At 70.5% G+C, this 22,114-nt stretch carries 17 protein-coding genes; 6 read left to right on the forward strand and 11 right to left on the reverse strand.

The features are described 5' to 3' along the window. Positions 1 to 57 precede the first annotated feature (57 nt). Positions 58 to 2,010 (forward strand): helix-turn-helix domain-containing protein, encoded by a 1,953-nt coding sequence (locus tag ACIF83_RS04560; RefSeq protein WP_399723393.1) that lies wholly within the window; start codon positions 58 to 60, stop codon positions 2,008 to 2,010. 48 nt (positions 2,011 to 2,058) lie between these two features. On the opposite strand, the gene ACIF83_RS04565 is transcribed toward ACIF83_RS04560, so the two are convergent. Next, a complete protein-coding gene (locus tag ACIF83_RS04565; RefSeq protein WP_399723395.1) occupies positions 2,059 to 3,438 on the reverse strand; it encodes an MFS transporter in 1,380 nt (459 codons plus the stop codon). Between the two features lie 980 nt (positions 3,439 to 4,418). On the opposite strand from ACIF83_RS04565, the gene ACIF83_RS04570 reads away from it, so the two are divergent. After that, positions 4,419 to 6,062, forward strand: coding sequence for a M4 family metallopeptidase (locus ACIF83_RS04570; RefSeq protein WP_393478749.1), 1,644 nt, complete (start codon positions 4,419 to 4,421; stop codon positions 6,060 to 6,062). A 132-nt stretch (positions 6,063 to 6,194) separates the two neighbouring features. Here ACIF83_RS04570 and ACIF83_RS04575 read toward each other — a convergent pair whose 3' ends face one another. From ACIF83_RS04575 to ACIF83_RS04585, 3 genes are read right to left on the reverse strand one after another with little or no spacing between them, the layout of a single operon-like run. Beyond that, complete coding sequence (locus tag ACIF83_RS04575; protein WP_399723397.1) at positions 6,195 to 7,556, reverse strand: MFS transporter; 1,362 nt, start codon at positions 7,554 to 7,556, stop codon at positions 6,195 to 6,197. Between the two features lie 8 nt (positions 7,557 to 7,564). Then, entirely contained in the window at positions 7,565 to 9,577 is a 2,013-nt protein-coding gene (locus tag ACIF83_RS04580; RefSeq protein WP_399723399.1) for a PEP/pyruvate-binding domain-containing protein, read from the reverse strand. Next, positions 9,574 to 10,947, reverse strand: coding sequence for an acetyl-CoA carboxylase biotin carboxylase subunit family protein (locus ACIF83_RS04585; RefSeq protein WP_393478756.1), 1,374 nt, complete (start codon positions 10,945 to 10,947; stop codon positions 9,574 to 9,576). The genes ACIF83_RS04580 and ACIF83_RS04585 overlap by 4 nt, the downstream gene beginning before the upstream one ends. A 284-nt stretch (positions 10,948 to 11,231) precedes the next feature. Between ACIF83_RS04585 and ACIF83_RS04590 the strand changes: the two genes are divergently transcribed. Further along, a complete protein-coding gene (locus tag ACIF83_RS04590; protein WP_393478759.1) occupies positions 11,232 to 12,518 on the forward strand; it encodes a helix-turn-helix transcriptional regulator in 1,287 nt (428 codons plus the stop codon). Positions 12,519 to 12,864: 346 nt separating this feature from the next. Here the strand turns inward: ACIF83_RS04590 and tatC are convergent, their stop codons facing one another. The 7 genes from tatC to ACIF83_RS04625 all read right to left on the reverse strand — a co-directional run bounded on the left by tatC (position 12,865) and on the right by ACIF83_RS04625 (position 20,363). Continuing rightward, a complete protein-coding gene (gene tatC / locus ACIF83_RS04595; protein WP_399723402.1) occupies positions 12,865 to 13,803 on the reverse strand; it encodes a twin-arginine translocase subunit TatC in 939 nt (312 codons plus the stop codon). 263 nt (positions 13,804 to 14,066) lie between these two features. Continuing rightward, positions 14,067 to 14,348, reverse strand: a complete 282-nt coding sequence (gene tatA / locus ACIF83_RS04600; protein ID WP_399723404.1) for a Sec-independent protein translocase subunit TatA — start codon at positions 14,346 to 14,348, stop codon at positions 14,067 to 14,069. A 1,034-nt stretch (positions 14,349 to 15,382) separates the two neighbouring features. After that, positions 15,383 to 15,799: a hypothetical protein gene (locus ACIF83_RS04605; protein ID WP_399723406.1), complete on the reverse strand. Its 417-nt coding sequence runs from the start codon at positions 15,797 to 15,799 to the stop codon at positions 15,383 to 15,385. Between the two features lie 296 nt (positions 15,800 to 16,095). Beyond that, positions 16,096 to 16,518: an ATP-binding protein gene (locus ACIF83_RS04610; RefSeq protein ID WP_393478767.1), complete on the reverse strand. Its 423-nt coding sequence runs from the start codon at positions 16,516 to 16,518 to the stop codon at positions 16,096 to 16,098. Between the two features lie 1,309 nt (positions 16,519 to 17,827). Then, positions 17,828 to 18,622: a zf-HC2 domain-containing protein gene (locus ACIF83_RS04615; RefSeq protein ID WP_393478770.1), complete on the reverse strand. Its 795-nt coding sequence runs from the start codon at positions 18,620 to 18,622 to the stop codon at positions 17,828 to 17,830. Positions 18,623 to 18,647: 25 nt separating this feature from the next. Next, a complete protein-coding gene (locus tag ACIF83_RS04620) occupies positions 18,648 to 19,250 on the reverse strand; it encodes a sigma-70 family RNA polymerase sigma factor (RefSeq protein WP_393478772.1) in 603 nt (200 codons plus the stop codon). Positions 19,251 to 20,159: 909 nt separating this feature from the next. After that, the gene (locus tag ACIF83_RS04625) at positions 20,160 to 20,363 is read right to left on the reverse strand and encodes a hypothetical protein (RefSeq protein WP_399724078.1); all 204 of its coding nucleotides are present in this window, start codon (positions 20,361 to 20,363) and stop codon (positions 20,160 to 20,162) included. Here ACIF83_RS04625 and ACIF83_RS04630 point away from each other — a divergent pair. From ACIF83_RS04630 to ACIF83_RS04640, 3 genes are all read left to right on the forward strand, one after another. Further along, positions 20,308 to 20,550, forward strand: coding sequence for a plastocyanin/azurin family copper-binding protein (locus ACIF83_RS04630; RefSeq protein WP_393478912.1), 243 nt, complete (start codon positions 20,308 to 20,310; stop codon positions 20,548 to 20,550). The two genes, ACIF83_RS04625 and ACIF83_RS04630, sit on opposite strands and share 56 nt — an antisense overlap. Before the next feature lie 71 nt (positions 20,551 to 20,621). Then, positions 20,622 to 21,557: a metallophosphoesterase family protein gene (locus tag ACIF83_RS04635; protein WP_399723409.1), complete on the forward strand. Its 936-nt coding sequence runs from the start codon at positions 20,622 to 20,624 to the stop codon at positions 21,555 to 21,557. Continuing rightward, positions 21,554 to 22,003: a hypothetical protein gene (locus tag ACIF83_RS04640; RefSeq protein ID WP_398141756.1), complete on the forward strand. Its 450-nt coding sequence runs from the start codon at positions 21,554 to 21,556 to the stop codon at positions 22,001 to 22,003. Before ACIF83_RS04635 ends, ACIF83_RS04640 begins: the two co-directional genes overlap by 4 nt. Positions 22,004 to 22,114 lie beyond the last annotated feature (111 nt).

The following is a 22,114-nucleotide window of genomic DNA, read 5'->3' on the forward strand; positions in this document are numbered from 1 at the left end:
CCGGAGAGTTTTCCACAGGCCCGACGGGCCGGGCGCCCGATACGGAATCCTGTGACCATGTCTCGCGATCACGTCCAGCCGGCCGAGCGCCCCACCACCGAGGGCGCCACCGGGGTGTCCGACGGCAGCGCGGAGGCCCCGTACCTCGAGCTGCTGGCCCGCGACGCCCCGGTGGAGGCGTACGAGCAGCCGGTGCTGCTCGCCCGCGCCGAGGGACAGCCGGCGGACCGAATCGCCGCCCTGGAGCGTGCCAAGTTCTCCGCCCTGCGCGTGCGCTCGGAACTGGAAGGGCGACGGCGGCGCGAGGCGGAACTGTCGGCGCTCTTCGAGACCGCCCACGACCTGGCAGGCCTCAGGGACCTGGACGCCGTCCTCCAGGCGATCGTGCAGCGTGCCCGCTCCCTGCTCGGCACGGACATCGCCTACCTCAGCCTGAACGACCCGGCACGCGGCGACACCTACATGCGCGTGACGGAGGGCTCGGTCTCCGCCCGCTTCCAGCAGCTGCGCCTCGGCATGGGCGAGGGGCTCGGCGGACTCGTGGCCCAGACCGCGCGGCCGTACGTCACCGACGACTACTTCCAGGACGCCCGCTTCCAGCACACCCTCACCATTGACGCCGGCGTCCGCGACGAGGGCCTGGTCGCCATCCTCGGCGTGCCGCTGATGCTCGGCCCGCACGTCATCGGTGTCCTCTTCGCCGCGGACCGGCGGGCCCGCGTCTTCGAACGCGAGCAGATCGCCCTGCTCGGCTCCTTCGCCGCGCTCGCCGCGGCGGCCATCGACACCGCCAACCTGCTCACCGAGACCCGCGCGGCCCTGGCCGGACTGGAGCAGGCCAACGAGATCATCCGGGACCGCAGCGCCGTCATCGAGCGCGCCTCCGACGTGCACGACCGGCTCGCCGAGCTCGTGCTGCGCGGCGGCGGAGTCCATGACGTGGCCGCGGCCGTCTCCCAAGTCCTCGACGGAACCGTCGAGTTCACCGAGGCCGGTACGGCACCGGCCGAACCCCTGGAGGCGTCCCGCGCCGAGGGACACGCCGTACGGCACGGCGGCGACTGGATCGCCGCGGTGACCGCGGGCGGCGAACTCCTCGGCGCGCTGGTGCTGCGCGGCCACCCCGGCCTGGACCCGGTCGACCAGCGCACCCTGGAACGCGCGGCGATGGTCACCTCGCTGCTCCTGCTGGCCCGCCGCTCCGCCGCCGAGGCCGAACAGCGCGTGCGGGGCGAACTGCTGGACGACCTCCTGGACGCCCGCGACCGGGATCCACGCCTGCTGCGCGAGCGCGCCGCCCGGCTGCACGCCGACCTCGACGCCACCCACGTGGTCCTCGCGACCCGTCTCGAAGGCCCGGCGGCCGACGCCGACGAGGAAGCCGCCGCCCGCCGCCGCCTGTGGTCCGCCGCCTCCCACCTCGCCGCCACCCGGCAGGGCCTGGCCGCGGCCCGCGACGGCGGCACGGTCCTGTTGCTCCCGCTCGCCGCCGGCGACACCGCCACGGACGTGGCCCGCCGTACCGCCCGCCACCTCGGCACGGCCGTCCACCAGCCCGTCACGGTCGGCGCCTCCGCCCCCGTCACCGACCTCGTAGCCCACCCCGACACCGTGGCCGCCGCCTACGCCGAGGGCCGCCGCTGCCTGGACGCGCTGCACCTCCTCGGCCGTGACGGAGACGGCGCGGCGGCCGAGGACTTCGGCTTCCTCGGCCTGCTCCTCGCGGGCGAACGGGACATCGGCGGCTTTGTCGACCGCACCATCGGCCCGGTCGTGGCCTACGACGCGCGCCGTGGTACGGAGCTGCTGCGCACCCTGGACGCGTACTTCGCCTGCGGACTGAGCCCGGCCCGCACCAAGGACGCACTCCACGTGCACGTGAACACGGTCGCCCAGCGGCTGGAGCGGGTGGGCCGCCTGCTGGGCGAGGACTGGCAGAGCCCGGCCCGCGCCCTGGAGATCCAACTGGCCCTGCGCCTGCACCGGTTGGCGGCACCGGTACGGCACTGACCGGCCCCCGCACGGGGGACCGGCCAGCGGTTCGTGCCGTCGCGCCGGTCAGACCGTCCGAGCGTCGGCCGCCGCACTCACGGCGGCCTGATCGGCGTCTCCGGCCTCCAGTCGGGCGAGATCCCGGTGCCGGGTCTCCCCGGCCACGCCCACCGCGATCAGCGTCAGCACGGCGGCCGCGATCACGTACAGCGCGATCGGGGTGGAGCTGCCGTAGTCGGAGAGCAGCGCGGTGGCGATGAGCGGCGCGGGCGCACCGGCCGCCACCGAGGCGAACTGGGCGCCGATGGAGGCACCGGAGTACCGCATCCGCGTGGCGAACATCTCGGCGAAGAACGCGGCTTGCGGTGCGTACATGGCTCCGTGCAGCACCAGTCCGACGGTCACGGCGAGCACCAGGTACCCGAAGGAGCCGGTGTCGACGAGCGAGAAGAACGGGAACATCCACAGACCCACGCCGGCCGCGCCCAGCAGGTACACGGGCCGCCGCCCGACCCGGTCGGACAGCGCGCCCCAGGCCGGGATCACGGCGAAGTGCACGGCGGAGCCGATGAGGACGGCGTTGAGCGCGGTCTGCTTCGAGACGCCGGCGGACGTGGTGGCGTACACGAGGATGAAGGCGGTGATGACGTAGTAGCTGATGTTCTCCGCCATGCGGGCGCCCATGGCGACCAGCACGTCCCGCCAGTGGTGCCTCAGCACGGAGACGATCGGCAGCGTCTCGGCCTCGCCGGTCCGGCGCGACTCGGCCCGCTCCAACGCCTCCTTGAAGACGGGCGATTCATCGACGGAGAGACGAATCCACAAACCGACGATCACCAGCACACCGGAGAGCAGGAACGGGATCCGCCAGCCCCAGGTGCCGAAGGCGTCGTCCGAGAGCACGGCGGTGAGCAGCGACAGCACACCGGTCGCCAGCAACTGTCCTGCGGGCGCCCCCGTCTGCGGCCACGCGGCCCAGAACCCGCGCCGTCGTGCGTCCCCGTGCTCGGACACCAGCAGCACGGCGCCACCCCACTCACCACCGAGCGCGAACCCCTGTACGAGGCGCAGCGCGGTCAGCAGCACGGGCGCGGCGGAACCGACGGTCGCGTGCGTCGGCAGCAGCCCGATGGCGAAGGTCGCCCCGCCCATCAGCAGCAGGCTCAGCACGAGTAGCTTCTTGCGCCCCAGCCGGTCACCGTAGTGCCCGAACACGAGCGCCCCCAACGGGCGGGCCGCGAACCCGACGGCATACGTCAGAAACGACAGCAGCGTCCCGACGAGCGGATCGGAGCCCGGAAAGAACAGCTTGTTGAACACCAGCGCGGCGGCGGAGCCGTACAGGAAGAAGTCGTACCACTCGATGGTGGTGCCGATGAGGCTGGCGGCGACGATACGGGGGAGGCTGGCGGGGGGTGGGGGAGCGGATGCTGCTGCGGAGGCCATGTGCGCCACTTCCTCGTGTGCGGTGGGGACGGGTACGTGTCGGCACACCGTAGGAAGAGGCAGGTCAGGGGCACATGTGGTGGGGCAACATAGTTCAGGAGTTGGTTATGCGTGTGGCCACCATGCCGGCTGGTGGAAGGGCGGTTCAGGGGCACGAGGGGCACGAGGGGCACGGCCGTGGTCGGCGGTGGTGACGACCAGGGCGGCGGGATGCTTGGCGGCATGGGCGCGGGCGACCTTCACTGCGCGGTCGAAGAGAATGCCCCGGCGTCTGATGACATGGCACACCGTGAAGGTCGGGACGTGGGGGACGGCGGCAGCCAAGGGGAAGAAGCGGGTGTGAGGACGGTCCGGGTCTGTCTCTGTGCGCTGCCGGTGAAGGCGGGGTGGGGGAGTTGTCGTATCTGGTCCACGCGCGTAGCGGATCCTGTCGAGGCTGAGGTTGCCTCGTGTGTGTATCTCCAACCCCCCACGCCCTATGGAGACTTCATGCACCCCGCCGATTTCGGCCTGACTGTCACTGCCCCGACCCTGAGCGGAACAGGTGCCGCTGCAGGCCCTGACTGAGCCTCCCGCGCCGCCCTCTGGCGTCCGGTGCCGATGGTTTGTCGGAGTCCTCGAACAGCGCGAAGTCGGAGAACACGTCGGCCGATCGGAAGCCCGGCGCCCCCGTCTTCTGGTGCGCGTACGCCATGCGTGACGCGCTCGTCAAGCGTGTCCGGAGGCTGACGGCCGCGGACCAGGAAGAGCCGGCCCGCGCGGATGCAGCGTCCGCGAGGGCCGCAGTCGGCATGCCCGTGAGCCCCCTCGGACCTCGTTCGGGGATTGGCGCTTTGTCATCGGCGTCATCTTGATGGTGATGGCATGTTCATGTCATTCATGGCACCCTCTCTCCAACCGCCGCACGAGCACGTCAACATCCACAACCGTCCCGGTCGGCCCCACACCGGCCGGACGTTCCCCCCACAAAAGGAGCTTGTGTGACCTCCCGCGACACACACCACCGGCGCACCGCTTTGGCCGCGGCCACAGCCGTCGCCGCCACCACGGCACTTCTGAGCACCGCGCTCGCCACCACTGCCACCGCCCAGCCCACCGCCGGTCCCGCCCGTCTTGCCGCAGCTCCGGTCACGCTGTCGGCGGCCGCCCGTACGGGTCTGATCCAGCAGGCGCAGGCCGACGCGGCCCGGACCGCGCAGCACATAGGTCTCGGTGCCAAGGAGAAGCTGGTCGTCAAGGACGTCGTGAAGGATGTGGACGGCACCGTCCACACCCGCTACGAGCGCACGTATGCGGGCCTGCCGGTGCTCGGCGGCGACCTGGTCGTCCACACCACCAAGTCCGGCAGCACCGAGGGCATCTCCACTGCCACCAAGGCGAAGCTGAAGCTTGCCTCGCTCACGCCGCAGATCGCCGCCGCCAAGGCCGAGAAGCAGGCCCTGGGCCTGGCCAAGGCAGCGGGGTCGGCGAAGACTGCCGCGGACCAGGCTCCGCGCAAGGTCATATGGGCGGTGAGCGGCAAGCCCGTCCTCGCCTACGAGACGGTCGTCGGCGGCCTGCAGGACGACGGCACCCCGAACCAGTTGCACGTCATCACCGACGCCGTCACCGGCAAGAAGCTCTTCCAGTACCAGGGCATCGAGACCGGCGTCGGCAACACCCACTACAGCGGCAAGGTGGACCTGTCGACGACGCAGTCAGGCTCGTCCTACACCCTCGCCGACGCCTCGCGCGGTGGTCACAAGACCTACAACCTCGACCACGGAAGTTCTGGCACCGGCACGCTGTTTTCCCAGTCCAGCGACACCTGGGGCGACGGAACGGTGTCGAACGCGGCGACCGCCGCCGCGGACGCCGCCTATGGGGCGCAGGAGACGTGGGACTTCTACAAGAAGGCCTTCGGTCGCAGCGGCATCAAGAACGACGGTGTGGGCGCGTACTCCCGCGTGCACTACGGCAACTCGTACGTGAACGCGTTCTGGGACGACAGCTGCTTCTGCATGACCTACGGCGACGGTGAGGGCAACAACGACCCGCTGACCGCGCTCGACGTGGCCGGGCACGAGATGAGCCACGGTGTCACGTCCAACACCGCCGGGCTGGAGTACACCGGTGAGTCCGGCGGCCTGAACGAGGCGACCAGCGACATCATGGGGACCGGCGTGGAGTTCTACGCCGACAACTCGTCCGACCCGGGTGACTACCTCATCGGCGAGAAGATCAACATCAATGGCGACGGCAAGCCGCTGCGCTACATGGACAAGCCCAGCAAGGACGGCGGATCCGCCGACTACTGGTCCTCCAGCGTGGGCGGCCTGGACGTGCACTACTCGTCCGGCGTCGCCAACCACTTCTTCTACCTGCTGTCCGAAGGCAGCGGCGCGAAGACGATCAACGGCGTGAGCTACGACTCGCCCACCCAGAACGGCTCCACGGTCACCGGCATCGGCCGGGACAAGGCGCTGCAGATCTGGTACAAGGCGCTGACCGCGTACTTCACCTCGACGACCGACTACAAGGGCGCCCGCGCCGGCACCCTCAAGGCGGCATCCGACCTCTACGGTGCCTCGAGCACCGAGTACAAGACGGTCGAGGCAGCCTGGTCCGCAGTCAACGTGAGCTGATCCCCACAGGCCAGGGGCGGCAGCCGGGACCCCCGGGTGCCGCCCCTGGCCCTCGACGTCACTGCCGGTACCGCACCCAGTGGCCTGCTGGGGGTGTGTGCTCTCAGGCGTGGTCAGCCGCCTCGGGCTGGATCAGGGGTGCGGGGCCACGCCCTCGTCGACGGGCAGCGCGACGGGCTCCTCCACCGGCTGTGCGACTGCCTTGGCGGAGGCCGCGTCGGCACCGTGTGCTCCACGCGTCCCACGCGCGGCCGACGCCGGACTCACGCGGCGCAGAGCCAGATTTAGCACCGGTATCAGCACACAGGTGACCGCGGCGGACTGCCACAGAAGCGCGTCGAGCCGGCCCGCCGCCAGGTACGCGCCCGCGGCCACTGCCGCCACCGCACACACGCCGCGGTCCACGATGCTCTCCACCGACAGCAGCGTGGCACGCGGGGCCCCCTCCGGGATGGCGTCGTTGATGAGCTTGCGCTGCACCGGATAGCCGAACCCGGTGATCGCAGCGAACGCACACAGCAGCCCGACCACGGCCCAGGGGCCGCCGAGAGTGGTGCCGGCGAGTGCGGCGGCGAGCGCGACGCTCAGCAGGGACACCCAGGCCGCGGGCGACAGCCGCCGGCTCAGCCACTGGGGCCGGGCGGAGGTCACCGCCTCGGCGACCGTCATCGCCGCGAGGACACTGCCGTGGCTGCTCTCTGCGATGCCGTGCTCGAGCAACACCGGCTGGAACAGATTGACCTGGCAGATCCGCGACAGCGTGAAGACCGCCACGCCCTGCACCATGAGCAGGGCCAGCCACGGTGACGACCGAAGGGTGCGCAGGGCGGCGCCCGTGTCCCGCAGCAGAGCTCCCCTCCGCCGCCCACGAGTGCTCGCCCCCGCCCCCGTGTCGCCGGCGGCGATCCGGGGCAGGGCGAGGGCGCAGCCGAGAGATCCCGCCGCGCTCGCCGCGCTGAGCACGTACGGCGACTGGTGGGCCACAGACATCAGCGGTCCGACGAGCGGCCAGCAGACGACCTTGGCGGCGAGCCCGAGGGCACGCGCGGCTCCCTCCGCCCTGAGGTAGTGGGCGTCCGCTCCCTCGGCGCGCAAACCGTCGTACAGGCAGGCGCTCGCCGCGCCCGAGGTCAGGGAGCGCCCGGCGGCGATCGCGAGGAAGTGCACGAGGAAGCCCGTGTACGAGGGCGCCAGCACCGGCACCATGTTCGCCGCCGTCATGACCACTGCGCCCGCGCGCAGGCAGTTGCGGGCACCGACGCGGTCGGCGACGACCCCCGTGGGTATCTCGAACAGGCAGAAGGCGACGTAGTAGATGCTCTGGATGCCGAAGATCTGGCCGTCCGACAGGCCCGCGGCACGCTGGTAGGCGTAGAACACGGGCATCCACCACAACAGGTTGAACAGCAGCTGGAACCCGTTGTTGAGGCGGACGATGCGGCGGGCGGCCGGGGTCATGGCCGGATCCGCCGAGCGGCGCCACACAGAAGTCATGGAGCGCCTCACCGGGCGTACGGGCGGACCTGGACCAGATGGAACGCCCCCTCGGTAGTCATGAGCCACTCGATGTCCAGAGCGTCGTCGGGGTCGCCCGCGCTGAAGTGGGACTGCAGCAGACGCCCCACCAAGGCCAGTTCGCCCAGTGACGTGCGGGTGTCCGACGGGAGGTCCTCGCCCGACGAGCCGACGTCCACGGTGCGCCCGCCGCCCTCGACCGTGTTGTACAAGTACTGGTGGGGCAGGACCTTGCCGTCGACCACCCGCTCCGGCGAACCGGCCGTGCAGTTGACGTACACGTTGCGGAAGTCCTCACGCCGGGTCGGATTGCAGGTCACCAGCACACCCCCGAGATCGGCGGGCACGTACCGCTGGATGATCACTCCCATGTAGGTGTCGTCCAGCACGATGCCGGCCTCGTGCCGCAGACGTACGCTCCGTGGCGACAGCAACGACGTCCACACCTGCCGCACCGCGTCCAGCAACTGCTCCTCACCGCGCACGGTGGTCACCGAGTCGTAGATCCCGGCCGCCGAGAAACCGGGCAGGTCCTCGGCGTTGGAGGACGAGCGCACCACGAGACGACGTCCGTCGGCCAGCAGACCCGGCACCGCGCCGGTGACGGCCCGTGCCACCCCGTCGGGGATCGGCGTGCTGTGCATCAGGCGCTGCAGGTCCAGACAGAGGGAGTCGATCACGTCGAGCGCTTCGAGTTCGAGCGCCATCTTCAGCTTGCCGATGCCCTGCTGCAGAGCGGCCGACGAGGTGAGGAAGAGATGGTGCAGGCGGAACGGGAGCGCCACCCCCTCGGGTGCCCGGATGGTGGCCGCCACGCGTTCGGCCGCCGCGGCCTGCAGCCGTTCCACGGGCGCTTCCGGCTCGCCGAGCCGTAGGGCCAGGTGGGGGAGCAGATCGGGCCGCGGCGGGCGCGGGCGTGCGTAGAACGCGGTCAGGTCCGCCGTGCGGCTGTCCAGGACATGGTGCAGTTCGCCGAGGTTGGCGGCCTTGGTGCCGTAGCTGTCGCGGTCGGCGCGCCGCAGCCGGTGCAGAGCCATGATCGGCGCCTCGTCCAGCAGGGGTGCGTCGATGCGGATGCGCTGCTGGTGCCAGACCGGCCTCTCGAGGACCGGGGCGTCGGACAGTCGCTCCAGGGTGATGGCGTCCTCGGACACCCGGTAGCGGACCCATGCGCCGTCCAGTCCGTCTCGCCGCACCAGAGCGTCCAGGTCGCGGACGATGGCGTTCGGGATGCCCCAGCCCGACGCCAGGACGTTGGTGTGCGAAAGCGGCGTCGTGGGCTCCGTGTTGACGAACCCCGCCACCCGGGGCACGTCATCGGGCAGGCAGGCCATCGCGACGATGTCCGCCCAGCCGAGCTGTGGGGCGGCGCTGCGGTACTCCGCCAGATGGCGGAACCAGCGCAGTCGGCCTTCGGCCACGCCCGGGTTGAGGCAGGTCCGGGTCCGGTTGCCGAACAGCTCCTGGCTGAGGATGCGCGGTACGCGTGCCTCACTGACCGAGGCGAGTTCGTGCTCCTGCCCGTGGTTCGCCGGTTTCAGCAGCAGGGGAAGCCGTCCGTCCACCCTTGCGCGAACGTAGTGGTAGAACTCCTCCAGCAGTGCGGCGTGCATGGTGTCCGCCTCGGTCGTCTCCAGGACCAGGAAGGGCCGCTCGGAGCCCTCGGCGTCCTCGTCGCTGTGCAGGGACAGCACCCCGAGCAGGAAGCGGCGGTCAGGCGCCATGTACACGGATGCGTTGAACGCGTCCAGAGCTGTGTCGAGTTCGTCCATCCTCATGCCGAGGATCCGCGTGGCGATGTAGTCGACGTGGAAGGGATGCACCCGGGTGTCGAGCAGGTGCCAGGTGTCCTCGGACCTGTCCACCACGACCTTCAGGTACGGGTGTCCGGCGAGCACGCCGGACAGCGCGCGGAACAACGGCAGCGAGAGGTTGGCGCCGACGACGGTACGATCGCCCGCCGTGTCGGGGATGTTGGCCTTGTGCGGTGCGCGGGTCATGGCCGGGCCCCCTCGGTGGCGTCCGTGGGCAGGATGTGCGGCAGCGCGTCGACCAGGGCGGTGAAGTCACTGACGACGGACTGCGGCCGGTCCGCCGACAACAGGCACAGGCCCGCCATGGTGTTGGCCCCGGCGGCAGGCTCGTAGACCGGCACGGGGGCCCCGTCCGGCAGAGAGCTCTCGCGGACGACGGACAGCGTGCTGCCGGCGCTGACCGGCGCCGAACGGACGACCGCCGAGGCGTCCCATCGATGGCGGCGGGGCCAAGGGGTGCCGTCGCCTTGCACGGCGAGGACCACCAGCGATCCGGCCGCGCCCGTGGCATCCTCGGGTGTCAACGCCCGTGCGGGCCAGGCGGGTGAGCCGCCGAGCAGCTGGTCGGTGAACCTACCGACCAGATCCAGGCCGAAGACCTCCTCGATCTGCGGCACCGTCATCGCCCCGCCGAACCGCGCGGCCGTCTCGATGACCCACATACGGCCTTCCCTGCCCAGCTTGATCTCCGTGTGGGTGCCGCAGTTCTCCAGCCCCAGGGCATCCACGGCGTGCCGGGCGAGGTCCACGATGGTGTGCTGGGCCTCGCTTCCGACGGCGGCCGGGGTGATACCGGCGCGCTCGGTGAAGGGCGCCACCGTCGGCATCCGCCCGCTCAGGCAGACGGGACGGAATTCTCCTTCGACGACCACGCCCTCGACGCTGACGTAGTCACCCCAGCCGGGGCCGTCGAACCACTCCTCCGCACATCCCCTGACGATCTCCTCGACGATGAAGTCCTCCGAGGCGCCGGGAACGTGCAGTTCGGCGAATCCGAGCAGTGCGGACTCGGCCATCACCGCGCGCGACCGCTGCCAGGCGGCCAGCGCGTCCGCGGGCCGCTCGATGATCTGGTGCGCGGTCGAGCCGGCGCTCCAGGCCGCCTTTAAAAGAAGTGGACATGACAATTCGATGGTCGCGCGCTCCAGTTCGGCCGCGCTGGTGACGGCGCGGAACCGCGGCTGCGGTATGTCGCCGCGCTCCCACGCGGCGCGCATCAGGCGTTTGTCGCGCGCGAGGGCGGCGGCGGGACCGGCACCCCTCAGCCCGAGCCGCCGGGACGCCTCGGCGACCGCGACCACCGCGTACTCCGAGAAGGTGAGAACGGCGTCCGCCCCCACCTCGCGGGCTCGGGCGGTGATGAACTCGACCAGGTCGCCACCGCGGGCGTCGAGGGGTGTGACGACCGACGCGCACAGCCTCGCAGCGTCGGAGGCCACGGGGGCGGGCAGTTCGCTGAGTGCCAGTAGGTGCACCGCGGACCTCGCGGCCACCCGCGTCAGGGCATGGCCCACCGGAGGGCCGCCTTTGGCATGCACGTACAGCACCTTGTTCACGGAACTCCAACTCCTTCGATGTCGTCGGGCGGCCACCGTGCCGCCCACGCCGTCTCCTTCAAGCGAACCAGCACCTGCCCGCGTCCGAGGTGCCGAGATTCCCTGAGCACTCAGGCAAATGCCTTACTGCTGCCGCCGATCCGCGCCAGGTGAAGGTGTGGTCATGCGCTAGCGGCGCCGACGCACAGCACGGAGCGTCTGCCCCGCTCGCATGCCCCATCCCCTACGGGATACGCATGAGGTGTCACCCAAAGTGATGTGGTGCAGGGTTGAAGGAGTTGGACGTGGACGAAGCTGATTTCAAGGCGTTGCTCGCGCCTCTTGCGGTGTCCTGGTGGGAAGCCGACAGCGGCCTGGGCGTGGTCGACAGCGGGGGCGCCGCGTTCGACGACCGGCGCGCCACCCGCCGGTTCCTCGAGGCCCTCCACGCGGACGGCGGCGGCCCGTCCGGCGCGTCCGGCTGCGGCCCGTACCGTGCGTGTTTCGAGGGCAGAACCTTCCACGTCCACTGGCCGGAACTCGGCGGCGGGCCGGGACGGCACGGCAGCAGGGGAGTGGCGATCGAGGTGGTCGACAGGCCGGACGACGACCCGTACGCCACGTTCGCCGACCTCGCCCCGGCCGCGGCATTCGTGCGCGACGCCACGGGCCGTTACCTGTGGGCCAACCACGCCTATGCCCACCTGTACGGCACCACGCGCGACGCCGTGATCGGCCGTCACCTCGCCGACGTCGACGAAGCCGGTGACATCACCCGGTTCCTCGCCCTCGACCAGGAGGTCCTGACGCGCGGCCGGCCGGTACGGCACACCCTCACCTACCGGCGCGTCGACGGTTGCTCGGGCCGTGCGGCGGGCTACCGCTTCCCCGTCCGCTGGGGCGCGGTCCGCTGTGTCGCGGGCATCTACGTCGACGTCACCGACTACGCCCAGGTGCTGGACCAACGACACCAGGCCGAGGCCGACTTACAGGCCCTGCGCGACCACAGCGGACTGCTCTGCGTCCGCCTGACCCCGGACGGCCGGGTCAGCGAGGCCGGCACCGTTGTCGCCGATGTCCTGCGCATCCGGCTCTCCGACCTGATAGGCCTGCCGGCCGACACCCTGCTCGCCAGGACACCCGAACGGAGCGCCCTGCACCGGATCTGGGACGACCTGATCAGTGGCCGGCGCCGAAGCGCCCGCACCTGTGCCGTACTCGTCGACCGGGACGGCCGGCGGCGCCGGGCCCGAATCCATCTGAGCACCGTGTGCGGTACGACCCCCGGTGTGTCCGGCGTATGGGCCGTCGGCACTCACCTCGGCCTGCCCCATGAGGCCCGACCGGACCTGACGGCCGCCCAGGTCCGCATACTCGCCCTGCTGGCGGCCGGGCACAGCAACGCGGACATCGCAAGGACGCTGCGCCTGTCCCGGCAGACGCTGGACTACCACCTGAGCCGCCTGCGCGCGCTGCTCGACGCCGACACCCGCCCGGCGCTGGTCGCCCGAGCCTACGTGCTCGGTATCCTCTCATCACAGACCTGGCCGCCCCGGTCCTCGACGGCGGCGCACCCCGCAAGCCCGGTCTGAACGCTCCGCTCCCGTCCAGGCACTGCCCGAAGAAGGGGCTCGCACCGCTGACGCCAGTCGCTTCCCCTGATGATCACGTGCCGTGACCATCCTTGCTGCCTGTCCGCGGGGCCCTGATCGGTCGGACCGGGCTCGTCCACGTTAGCTCTGATCGAATGAGTTGTCGTTCGGCGTAGGAGTATGCGTTCGGCCCCCATGCCAAGGTTCCGAGCCCTCGTGCTGATTTGCCGCTGACTACGCTGCGTTCAACTCCGGCATCCCGGGCGGGCTCGTCCAGCACGGCAACCGCAGACTTCGCCACCGCGGCACCATCAACAGCGCCTAGGGCTCCTCAGGTCACGTCGTCCTACCCGTCGACGCGGTCGTGGTCAGCGTCCGGCTGCGTGGGCAGGGCCGGGCCGGCGGGCACCGATTCCACTTCGCCGATGTCCTGCGGCGTGAGGTCGAGATCGGAGGTCTCGTCGTCGCCGGGTCCTTCTGCCTCTCTTCGGGCCTTGCGCCCGTCATGGAGATGCGAAAAGACGACGGCGGCGAGATAGAGAGCCCAGATCGGCGCGGCCAGCGCCAGCATGGTCAGCGGGTCCGTGCTCGGCGTCGCCACAGCCGAAAAGACCGTGATCCCCACGATCATGCGGCGCCACCAGCCGAGCATCCGTCGGCCGGACAGCACTCCGGTGAGGTTCAGCATCACCAGCAGCAGCGGCATCTCGAAGGAGAGGCCGAAGACGACCACCATGCGCGTGACGAGGCCGAGCAGATCGTCCAGCGGCAGCAGGTTGTCCACCCCGTGCGGGGTGAAGTCGATCAACACCTTCGCGGTCGTGGGCAGCACCTTGTAGGCGAAGAAGGCGCCGCCGAAGAACAGCGGGACGCCCGCGCCGACGAACGCGTAGGCGTATTTCCGTTCGTGCTTGTGCAGGCCGGGGGCAACGAACGCCCACAGCTGGTACAGCCATACCGGCGAGGCCAGCACGACGCCGGCCATCAGGGACACCTTCAGCGCCAGGGTGAAGGGCGCGAGCAGACCGTTGATCGTGATTCGCGCGCAGGTGGTGTCCGAGGTCTTCCTGGCCAGATCGGCGAAGGACGTCGGGCAGCCGACCGAGTCCAGCACCGGCCTGGTGAAGAAGTTGATGACGCCCTTGTAGTGGAAAGCTGCGGCGATCGTGACGACCAGGATGGCAAGGACGGCCTTGGCGAGCCGGTTGCGGAGCTCACGAAGGTGCTCCGCTAGCGGCATCCGCCCCTCGGGATCCTTCTCCTTGTTGCGGGCCGACTGGGACACGCCATGTCCTCATCTCGTGCGGCAGACCGGGGGCTACCGGCCTTGCGTCGGTACTTGAGCGTCTCCGTCACCCGGTGGGGCGCGAGCTCGTCACGGCGCCGGTCGCGACCGGTGGCGCGTCCAGGAGGCAGTTGTACGCCGGCCGATACCGCAGACGACGACGCGGGCGGCCCGACAGGGCAAGAGGTGAGCCGGCCCGGGGGAGGGGGAGGTTTCGGACAGCGTCTCCTGCCGGGATGAGCCAGGGGCGCGCAGGACCGGGCTCAGTCTCCATGGCCGGTGGTGCTGTCCGTGGGCGCGGTGCGGGCGGTGGCGGTGTCTCCGGGAGCACCCGAGATCGTCCGCGGTGCCGGTGCAGACTCGGGCTCGGGGCGTGGCTCGTTCGAGGAGCCGTCGTCCTTCATGGCCTCGGTCTCGCTCTTGAGGATCCGCATGGACTTGCCCAGCGCCCGGGCCGTGTCGGGCAGTTTCTTCGAGCCGAAGATCAAAACCACCACCGCGACCAGGATCAGCAGGTGCCAGGGCTCCAGCGCATTGCGGAACATCGTCACACCACCCCTTCGAACGCGTCGGCCCTCATACCTGCCTCGGCGACCCGTGCGGCTTGTTCCTGCGCGGCAGCGGTGAGAGTGGGAGCGCCCGCGGCGCATCGTGTCTGGCCGCCCCGAGCATGCCCCCATCGCTCTCCGGGCGCGCGCAGAACCTCGGCCGCTGCCCGGAGAAGCGCCCCGCCCGCGAGTGGGCCTTGCGAAAGGTTGACGCGGCGGGAGGCGCACACCTTCGGCCGTGGACGACGGCCCGCTGCCCTCGGCGGGCGCGTCCAGCACGGTTGCCCGGCCGCCGTTACGGCGAAGAGTTCCCCTTTCGCGTCCCCGCCGCACTCGGCCGGGACACCACGTTGCTGGACGCGGTCGATGTCCACGACCCGGCAAGGGTCTGCATCGACGGATGGCCGGCACTCGTCGTCACAGAACGGGATCCGCGGGAGGTGGCCGAGCAGGCCGGCGTCCGTACCCGCGCCCGCGCCCGCTGTCTCGTGCGCGTGCGCGGGCGCCGGGGAGGAGGTGTCCCGGTGCGCTTGGCACGGCGGTTCCACCGGTGTCCGCCGCCGGCGCCATCGGGAGATTCCCACGGCGTCGTCCAGCCAGGCCGCGCAAGTGAATTCGTCGCCCGTCGCCGCCGTAACGGCGGGGAGCCCGACCGGCAACAGTCCTACGGCGAGGCGCAGTTCGCCGCCTGTGACCTGCACGGCCACCTGCGCCGGCTGCCCGGCCCGGGGAATGCGCGGGGGAGTTTGAGCCGGATGGACGCCCAGCCGCTGCCTCTGGGAGCAATCACGTTCGGGCATCTGGAAAAGCCCATGGGTCTTCGCGTTCGGCCACGGTGCATTCATCGGATTCATCGGATTCATCGGCCTTCCCTGGCGTGACCGTTCCTGTCGCCGGCCGGCGCGATGTTCACGCACGGCTGTCGGGCGTGGGAGGCGAGGCGAGTGGAGTCGGCCGGCTGCTGCGGGGGCGTGCCGGGTGTCGATGTCCTTGCGGGTCATGTGTCCTTCTCCTGTCGGGTCGGGGTCGATTCAGATTCCGGGGCGCCCGGCGGCCGTCCAGGCGGCGTACTCCTGGCGGACGTACAGGCGGCGGCTGGGGGCGAGCATGATCGCTTCGGGGTGGTGCGGGCCGGCCACCAGGTCGGGATGGCGGCGGTCGTGCAGGACGAGTTGTTCGGCGGTTTCTGCGGCGGCTGCGATCGGGCCGGGGCCGGGGTCGTTCAGGGCCATCCGGTCCATCAGTGCGGCCCTGCGTAGCAGCCAGGCGCGTTCGGCGGCCGTCCCGTCGACCGGAGGGCCGTTGACGGGCCTGGCCCGGCGGCCGTCGCGTTCGGCCCCCATAGCGAGCACATGGTGCATCTCGCGGCGCAGGTCTGGCGCATTCGCATACGCCTCATGCGGGGGCGGGGTGCCGATGCCCTGGCCACTGTTCGTGGTGACGTTCACGCTCCCACCTCCGCCCGTACGCAGGGGGCCTGCGCCGCAGCGTTGACACAGCACCGTGTCGTCGCCGTGGTCGCCGTGGTCGCCGTGATCAAGGGCCGAGGAGGGTGCCGGGGACCGCAGGGGCACCCGGGCCGGGCCCGGGCAGCCGTCGACGGGGCACGGCTTGTGGATCGCGGAGGCCCCCTCGGCGGGGGTCGTCGGGTGACCCGGCGCCCTGGCCGCCCCAGCAGCCCGTCGCTGTGCTGCAGTGCCGGATCGGACAGGGGATCGCAGCTCGTGCGGAACGTCCGACCCGGTCATGGCGAGCACCTCAGGCAGGCGCGGACTTCGCGGCCGCCGCGTGTCTGGTGGACCTCGGTCGACTGGGCGAGGTACTGGACGATGCCGGTGCCGCGGCCGTGTTCGTCGGGGGCGATGTCGGGGCGATGGCGTTCCACGGTCGTGCCGGAGTCAGCGACCACGATGTGCAGAGTGCCGTCGTCGAGGACGAGCAGCAGGGTCATGCGCTCGCGGCCGTACTGGGCGGCGTTGGCGACGAGTTCGTCGACGATGAGAACGGCGGAGTCCCGCTCGCTGACAGGCACACTCCAGGTCTCCAGCAGATCGGCCGCGAAGTGACGAGCGGCGGAGACGTGTGCCTCCTGCGCGGGCAGGGTGAGCAGTGCCTGCTGGCGGCTGGGCCGGCCGAGCAGTGAACTCGGGCTGGGGGAATCGGTCACGAACATGGTCTTCTGGCTCTTCCGTGGATGTGCGGAGACCGGAACGGGGGAGACCGTCGACAACTTCGGGGCGGTCGGTAGGCGGGACCCTGCGTGGGCGCGCTCATTTGGTTCCACGTGCGACACATGCCGAACGGTTCGAGTAATTCACCCTTTTTGTTCGACTTCTTGGGAATCATGCAGATGTCTGCGGCCTGGCCGGGCTCACTCTCCCCTACGAGAGCTCGATGCCGTACTCGGCCGGACTCGGCACCGGCAGCTCGGTCCCCTCTCGTGGTCTTCCGGACGGCCCTGCGGGGACGTCACGTCGTAGAGCCGGACGAACGTCCCTGCCCGCATCGCGGCTCGGTCGGGGCCCTCGGCGTGCAGACATCCTGGATCCTCTTCTCCGGGCTGCACGGACATCGGAGGAAGAGGACAGTTGAGGTCGCCGGTCCTTGGTGAACCGCACACCACGGCTCGCGCCTGGGACGGGGAACACCTCGGCCGGGCCGTTGTAAAGACCAGGGCGGCGCCACCGGTCACCCGGACAGGGAGTGCGCGCCCCGTCGGCGCACTCACGCCCCAAGTCGGCCGAGGGCTGAGCCGGTTCGCCGGATCCTGGGGTGTGGGCGACCAGGGCCCAGAAACCGTCGACGCGCCGCGAGAAGAACCAGGGCGCCGGGGCTTCTGCCTCCTCCCGGCCGAGGTCGAGGTGCACGCAGCCGGTCCTCGCGCAGCCGTCCTCACCCATGTACGCGGCCGGCACCCGAGAGGGCCCGTCGCGGGGTGGCCGTCCTGATACTGCCGGAAGCCGCGTGACGGGAGCGGGGCAGAGCCCTATTGACCGAGCCGCAGAACTGCCGCGATGCCGACACGGTCCCCCGGTGACAGGTTGTGCGGGCGAGGCAGTCGCAGCGCCTGACGGGCCCCGGGGATGTGTGACGCCACAGCAACCAGAGCGACCGGATGCCCGCTTGTGCCCGCCCCTCGACCCGCCGATCGTGCACCCGGACGGCCTTCACCCTGACCAGCCCGGCCGCCGAGGTGACCCTTCCCGGCCGGTGGGCAGCCGCTTCGCCCCCCAGCCGCCTCCGCGCGCGTGGCGCCGATCGGCCCCTCGGCCATAGAGGTGGCGGTGTCGGCCTACGAGGTCGCCGCCGCACTCATCCGCCGGGTGCCCTTGTCGGGCGATCTCACCCATCCCGGAGCCGTGCGGCGCGGTGACATCGGTCGACGACGGTGATCACGAGCGCGCCTGTGCAACCGATGTCACGAGCCCAAGCCTTCTTGTGCCGCGGTGGGCTCACACCCGGCATCTGTGGTCGCGTCACGCCCGGATCGTGACCAGCTTCTGACCGTCGCCTGAGAGGATCTCAAAGTGCTCGATGGCTCCCGGGAACATGGCAACCGCCCCTGGGATCGTGGTGCCGGAAGGGTACGGACCTGCCCGCCAGGTAGCGCCGTCCGCCCTGGCTCCGCCGGGCCCGACCGCCTGGAGCCGACAGGTGATTCCGGCGGGTGCCCCCTTGGCGGAGACCTGCAGGACACTGCCCCAGGCGGAGGGCCATACCTTCACCGAGGCGGTGACGCCGGTGGTGGGATCGCTCCCGGAGAAGCTGCGCGAGGCAGTCGGAGCGGTCGGCCCGGGCGGCGTCGCCTCAGTGCCCACGGATCCAACAGCCGCCAACCATGTGCCGCCGACCGCTGCCGCGATGAACATCAGCGAGGCGGCAGCGCCGGCCAGTTGCAGACGCCAGGTCCTGCGGCGCCGGGTCGCGGCCTGCTGGAGCAGCCTCTCCAGCACACCCCCCTCCGGCGCCCGCGACACCGCGGGTGCGGCGGGCCGTTCGGGCAGGGACCCTTGCGCGCTTTCGGCCGCCCGTGCCACCAGCCGGTCGGCCAGGTCCCCGTCGGCCGTCGGCACCGTCTGGCCCGAGGCTTCGGCTTCGGCTTCGGTCACCGTCGCCAGCAGCGCGGGCAATCCCGCCAGCTGGGTGCGTTCGGCCCGGCATTCGGCGCATTCCGCGAGGTGGACGCGTACCCGTTCCATTTCCGCCGAGGGCAGCGTGCCCAGGACGTATCCTCCCAACGCCAGCCGGAGGGTGTCGTGCTCCGCACTCATGGCCGCCACCTCCTGCCCGCCACGGTCATGGCTCGATCCCTCGTTCCTGCAGCGCCAGCCGCAGGGCGTGCAGGGCGTAGTACGTCCGTGACTTCACGGTGCCCAGCGGGATGCCCAGCACCTGCGCCGCCTCCACCATGGTCCGGCCCCGGTAGTAGGTCTCCAGTAGAACGGCGCGGTGGTCCGGGGACAGCGACCGGACGGCGTCGGCGACCGCCCAGCTCTGCAGTGCCTGCTCGATCTCGTCCTCGCCCGGTACCTGTGCGGCGACTCGCTCCAGCGCCTCGCCGCCGGTCTCGGCCGGCCTGGCCTGCCGGGCCCGGTGGGCGTCGATGACCAGGTGCCGGGCGACCGTACACAGCCATGCCCGGGCCGGGCCGCGTGCGGGGTCGAACGCGGCGGGATGCTGCCACGCTCGCAGCAGCGTCTCCTGCACCACATCCTCCGCCCATTGCCAATCTCCTGAGGTGAGTCGCAGCACGTAGTGGAACAGAGCTCCTGCGTGCTCGGCGTACAGAGTGCGCAGCAGTTCCTCGTCTGCGGTCGAAAGGGACCCTTTACCAGAGACACGGGGCGCGGAGCGATCCGGATCGGTCCTTGGACCACGTTTTCGGGAACTCCAGGACATGAGCCGATCATCGCATATGTACCGTTTTGTCCTGTGACGCATGACGCAATGCAGGTGACACTCCGTGGCCGCCGCGGGTGATGCGTCCCTGCCGCGCCTTGCGGCACCTCCAGGGGTGAGCGCGCACGGCTCCCGGGGGAGGTCGGCCCATCTGTAGCGATACCAAGATTTCTCACAAAAGGCGCATATCTGCCGAACCGTGGGACCCCCGCCGCCCGTGAAGCCGGACAAGAGCCGACTCACGCGCAACCCTCATTGATTCCCCATGCGACAAAGGATGGATCAGAGGTGACCGAAGAACACCACGCGACGTACGTGCTCCTGGCGCCGGCCACGCTCACACCCCGCCCCGTGCCTCGAAGTCGGTGCCACCGCGCAGTCCATGCCAGTGCCCAGCGCACACCACGGCGACGGCTCTGCGCGCACAGCGATCGAGGGTTGCGCTACCACCGGGGCGGAACTCCACTCGACCCGGCGTGCACCGTCCGCATGGACACCGCCGGCCTTCCCCGAGCCGCTCGCGGCACCCCGCACAGGGATCTGCTGCACGCCGCCTGCACCTTGCCGGCGCGCAAGGGCGGATGCGCAGCGCGCGGCACGTCGAGGCGAGCGACCGGCACGGGGCAGCCCCCTGCTCGATCGCCGGGTCCGTGAGGGTCACGCGCCCATGAACACACCATCCACACACACTCCTGCGGTTGCGTGCGCCCAGCCGGCGCAGTCCCCGTCTCCGCCTGATCAGTGAGGAACGGACAGCATGAACCTGAACTTTCGTACACCAGGCCGTCGATCACGCACGGCGGCCGGGCTGGCCGTCGCCACTGCCGGCGCGCTGGGGCTCCTCAGTGCATGCGGCCAGTCGTTGCATTCCTCGTCCACCGGAGCCGGCGCCATCACACCCGGTCCGGGTCAGCACCAGACGGCAGGCATGCCCGGAGCCACGGGGCCGGGGAACACGGCGGGCTCCGCTCCCGGCTCCTCGCCGATGCCCGGCATGAGCATGCCCATGAGTCCCTCGAGTACGGGCGCACCGTCCGCACCGGTGACCGGGAACGCCGTGGCGATCACGAACTTCGCGTTCTCCCCGGCCACGCTGAAGGTCAAAGCGGGCACGACGGTGACCTGGACCAATCAGGACACCGACGCCCACACCGTCACCAGCGCCGGGTCGGGCGGCCGGTTGCATTCGGCCGCCCTGGCCACCCACGCCACCTACAGCTACACGTTCACCAAGCCCGGCACCTACGCCTACCTCTGCACCATCCATCCGTTCATGACCGCCACCGTGGAGGTGACCTGATGACCGATTACTACGACAGTCGCGACGGAGCATCGACCGGAGACGCGGTTCAGCCCAATACCCAATTCGGCATGAGTCGGCGTCAACTCATACGGCACGCTGGGTGGTTCGGTGGCGCGGTGGTGCTGACCGTGGCCAGTGGAGAAGTGATCAGCCACATCGCGGGTTCCCGGGACACCAACGCCGGAGCCACCGGGGCCGCCGGGGCCGTTGCGGCTGGAAGCGGCGCGCTGCGGTTCGTGCAGGTCTCCGACAGCCATATCGGATTCCAGGGCCCGGCGAACACGGACGTGGCCGGCTCATTCACCAAAGCGGTCAACCAGGTCAACTCGCTCGGATTCAGACCAGACTTCGTCATGCACAGCGGCGACCTGACCCACCTGTCCACGGCCGGGCAGTTCGACCAGGTCAAGCAGATGATGGCTGGAATGGAGACAGACCGCATCTTCACCGTGCCGGGCGAGCACGACTCCATCGGCGATGCAGGCCGCGCCTACCGGCAGACCTTCGGCATGGGCACGCTCGGCGATGGCTGGTACAGCTTCGACACCCACGGCGTGCACTTCATCGCCCTGGTCAACACCCTGAGCCTGGAGAAGCTCGGCCACCTCGGCAACGAACAGATCGACTTCGTTCGCAAGGACATCGCCGGACTGTCGTCGGACACGCCCGTCGTGGTCTTCAGCCACATCCCGCTGTTCGCCATGTATCCGCAGTGGGGCTGGAGCACCGACGACGCCCTCAAGGTCATCGCCCTCCTGCGCCGCTTCTCCTCCGTCACCTGTCTCAACGGGCACGTCCACCAGCTGTTCACCAAGACAGAGGGCAACATCACCTTCCACTCCGCCACCACCACCGCCTACCCCCTGCCCAAACCGGGCCGCGCTCCCGCCCCCGCCCCGCTGGTCGTCCCTGCCCGGCAGCTCAGAGACGCACTCGGCATCCGCAGCGTCGGCTACCGCCAAGGCGACCGCGAACTGGCCATCAAGGACCAGAGGCTGGCATGAACAGCCAAAGATTCCTCGTCCCCGCCCTGCGGGCGGCGACCGCCGCAACCCTCGCCGCCAGCGGATACATCCATGCCCAGCTCTACACCGACGGGTACCGCTTCATCCACATCATCGGCCCCCTGTTCCTGCTCCAGGCCAGCGCATCCTTCGCCCTCGCCGCCCTGCTGCTGATCGGGACACCACCCCTGCTGCTGAGGATCGCCGAGGCAGGCGTCGCGCTCGGCGCCCTCGGTGGCTTCACCGCTTCGCGCACCGTAGGCGTGTTCGGATTCACCGAGCACGGTCTGCAGCCGGCACCACAAGCCGTCCTCAGCCTCCTCGCCGAAACCGGCACGCTGCTGCTCCTCGCCATCTGGCAGGTGACGGTGACCAGACAGGCCCGCGCTGCCCGACTGCCCGTGAGGACCCCCGACTGGGCCACCACCCGTACACCACTCAACTGAACCACCACCACGAAGCCAGGCGACACCTGCGTCCTGGCTCAGGGTGCGGCGGCTGCATCCCGCCGACCGACACCGCCATCCGCGGCCGTGCAGCGGCTGCAGCACAGCGCG

Origin of the sequence: Streptomyces sp. NPDC085866 (assembly GCF_044541035.1) — a bacterium.
Lineage (GTDB): Bacteria > Actinomycetota > Actinomycetes > Streptomycetales > Streptomycetaceae > Streptomyces.

What these genes read in the sequence shown, in the direction of transcription:
- ACIF83_RS04640 (WP_398141756.1), top strand. Translation starts at nt 21,554, where the DNA reads ATGAACAGCCAAAGATTCCTCGTCCCCGCCCTGCGGGCGGCGACCGCC.
- ACIF83_RS04620 (WP_393478772.1), bottom strand. Translation starts at nt 19,250, where the DNA reads ATGTCCTGGAGTTCCCGAAAACGTGGTCCAAGGACCGATCCGGATCGC.
- tatA (WP_399723404.1), bottom strand. Translation starts at nt 14,348, where the DNA reads ATGTTCCGCAATGCGCTGGAGCCCTGGCACCTGCTGATCCTGGTCGCG.
- ACIF83_RS04565 (WP_399723395.1), bottom strand. Translation starts at nt 3,438, where the DNA reads ATGGCCTCCGCAGCAGCATCCGCTCCCCCACCCCCCGCCAGCCTCCCC.
- ACIF83_RS04580 (WP_399723399.1), bottom strand. Translation starts at nt 9,577, where the DNA reads ATGACCCGCGCACCGCACAAGGCCAACATCCCCGACACGGCGGGCGAT.
- ACIF83_RS04615 (WP_393478770.1), bottom strand. Translation starts at nt 18,622, where the DNA reads ATGAGTGCGGAGCACGACACCCTCCGGCTGGCGTTGGGAGGATACGTC.
- ACIF83_RS04560 (WP_399723393.1), top strand. Translation starts at nt 58, where the DNA reads ATGTCTCGCGATCACGTCCAGCCGGCCGAGCGCCCCACCACCGAGGGC.
- ACIF83_RS04635 (WP_399723409.1), top strand. Translation starts at nt 20,622, where the DNA reads ATGAGTCGGCGTCAACTCATACGGCACGCTGGGTGGTTCGGTGGCGCG.
- ACIF83_RS04575 (WP_399723397.1), bottom strand. Translation starts at nt 7,556, where the DNA reads ATGACTTCTGTGTGGCGCCGCTCGGCGGATCCGGCCATGACCCCGGCC.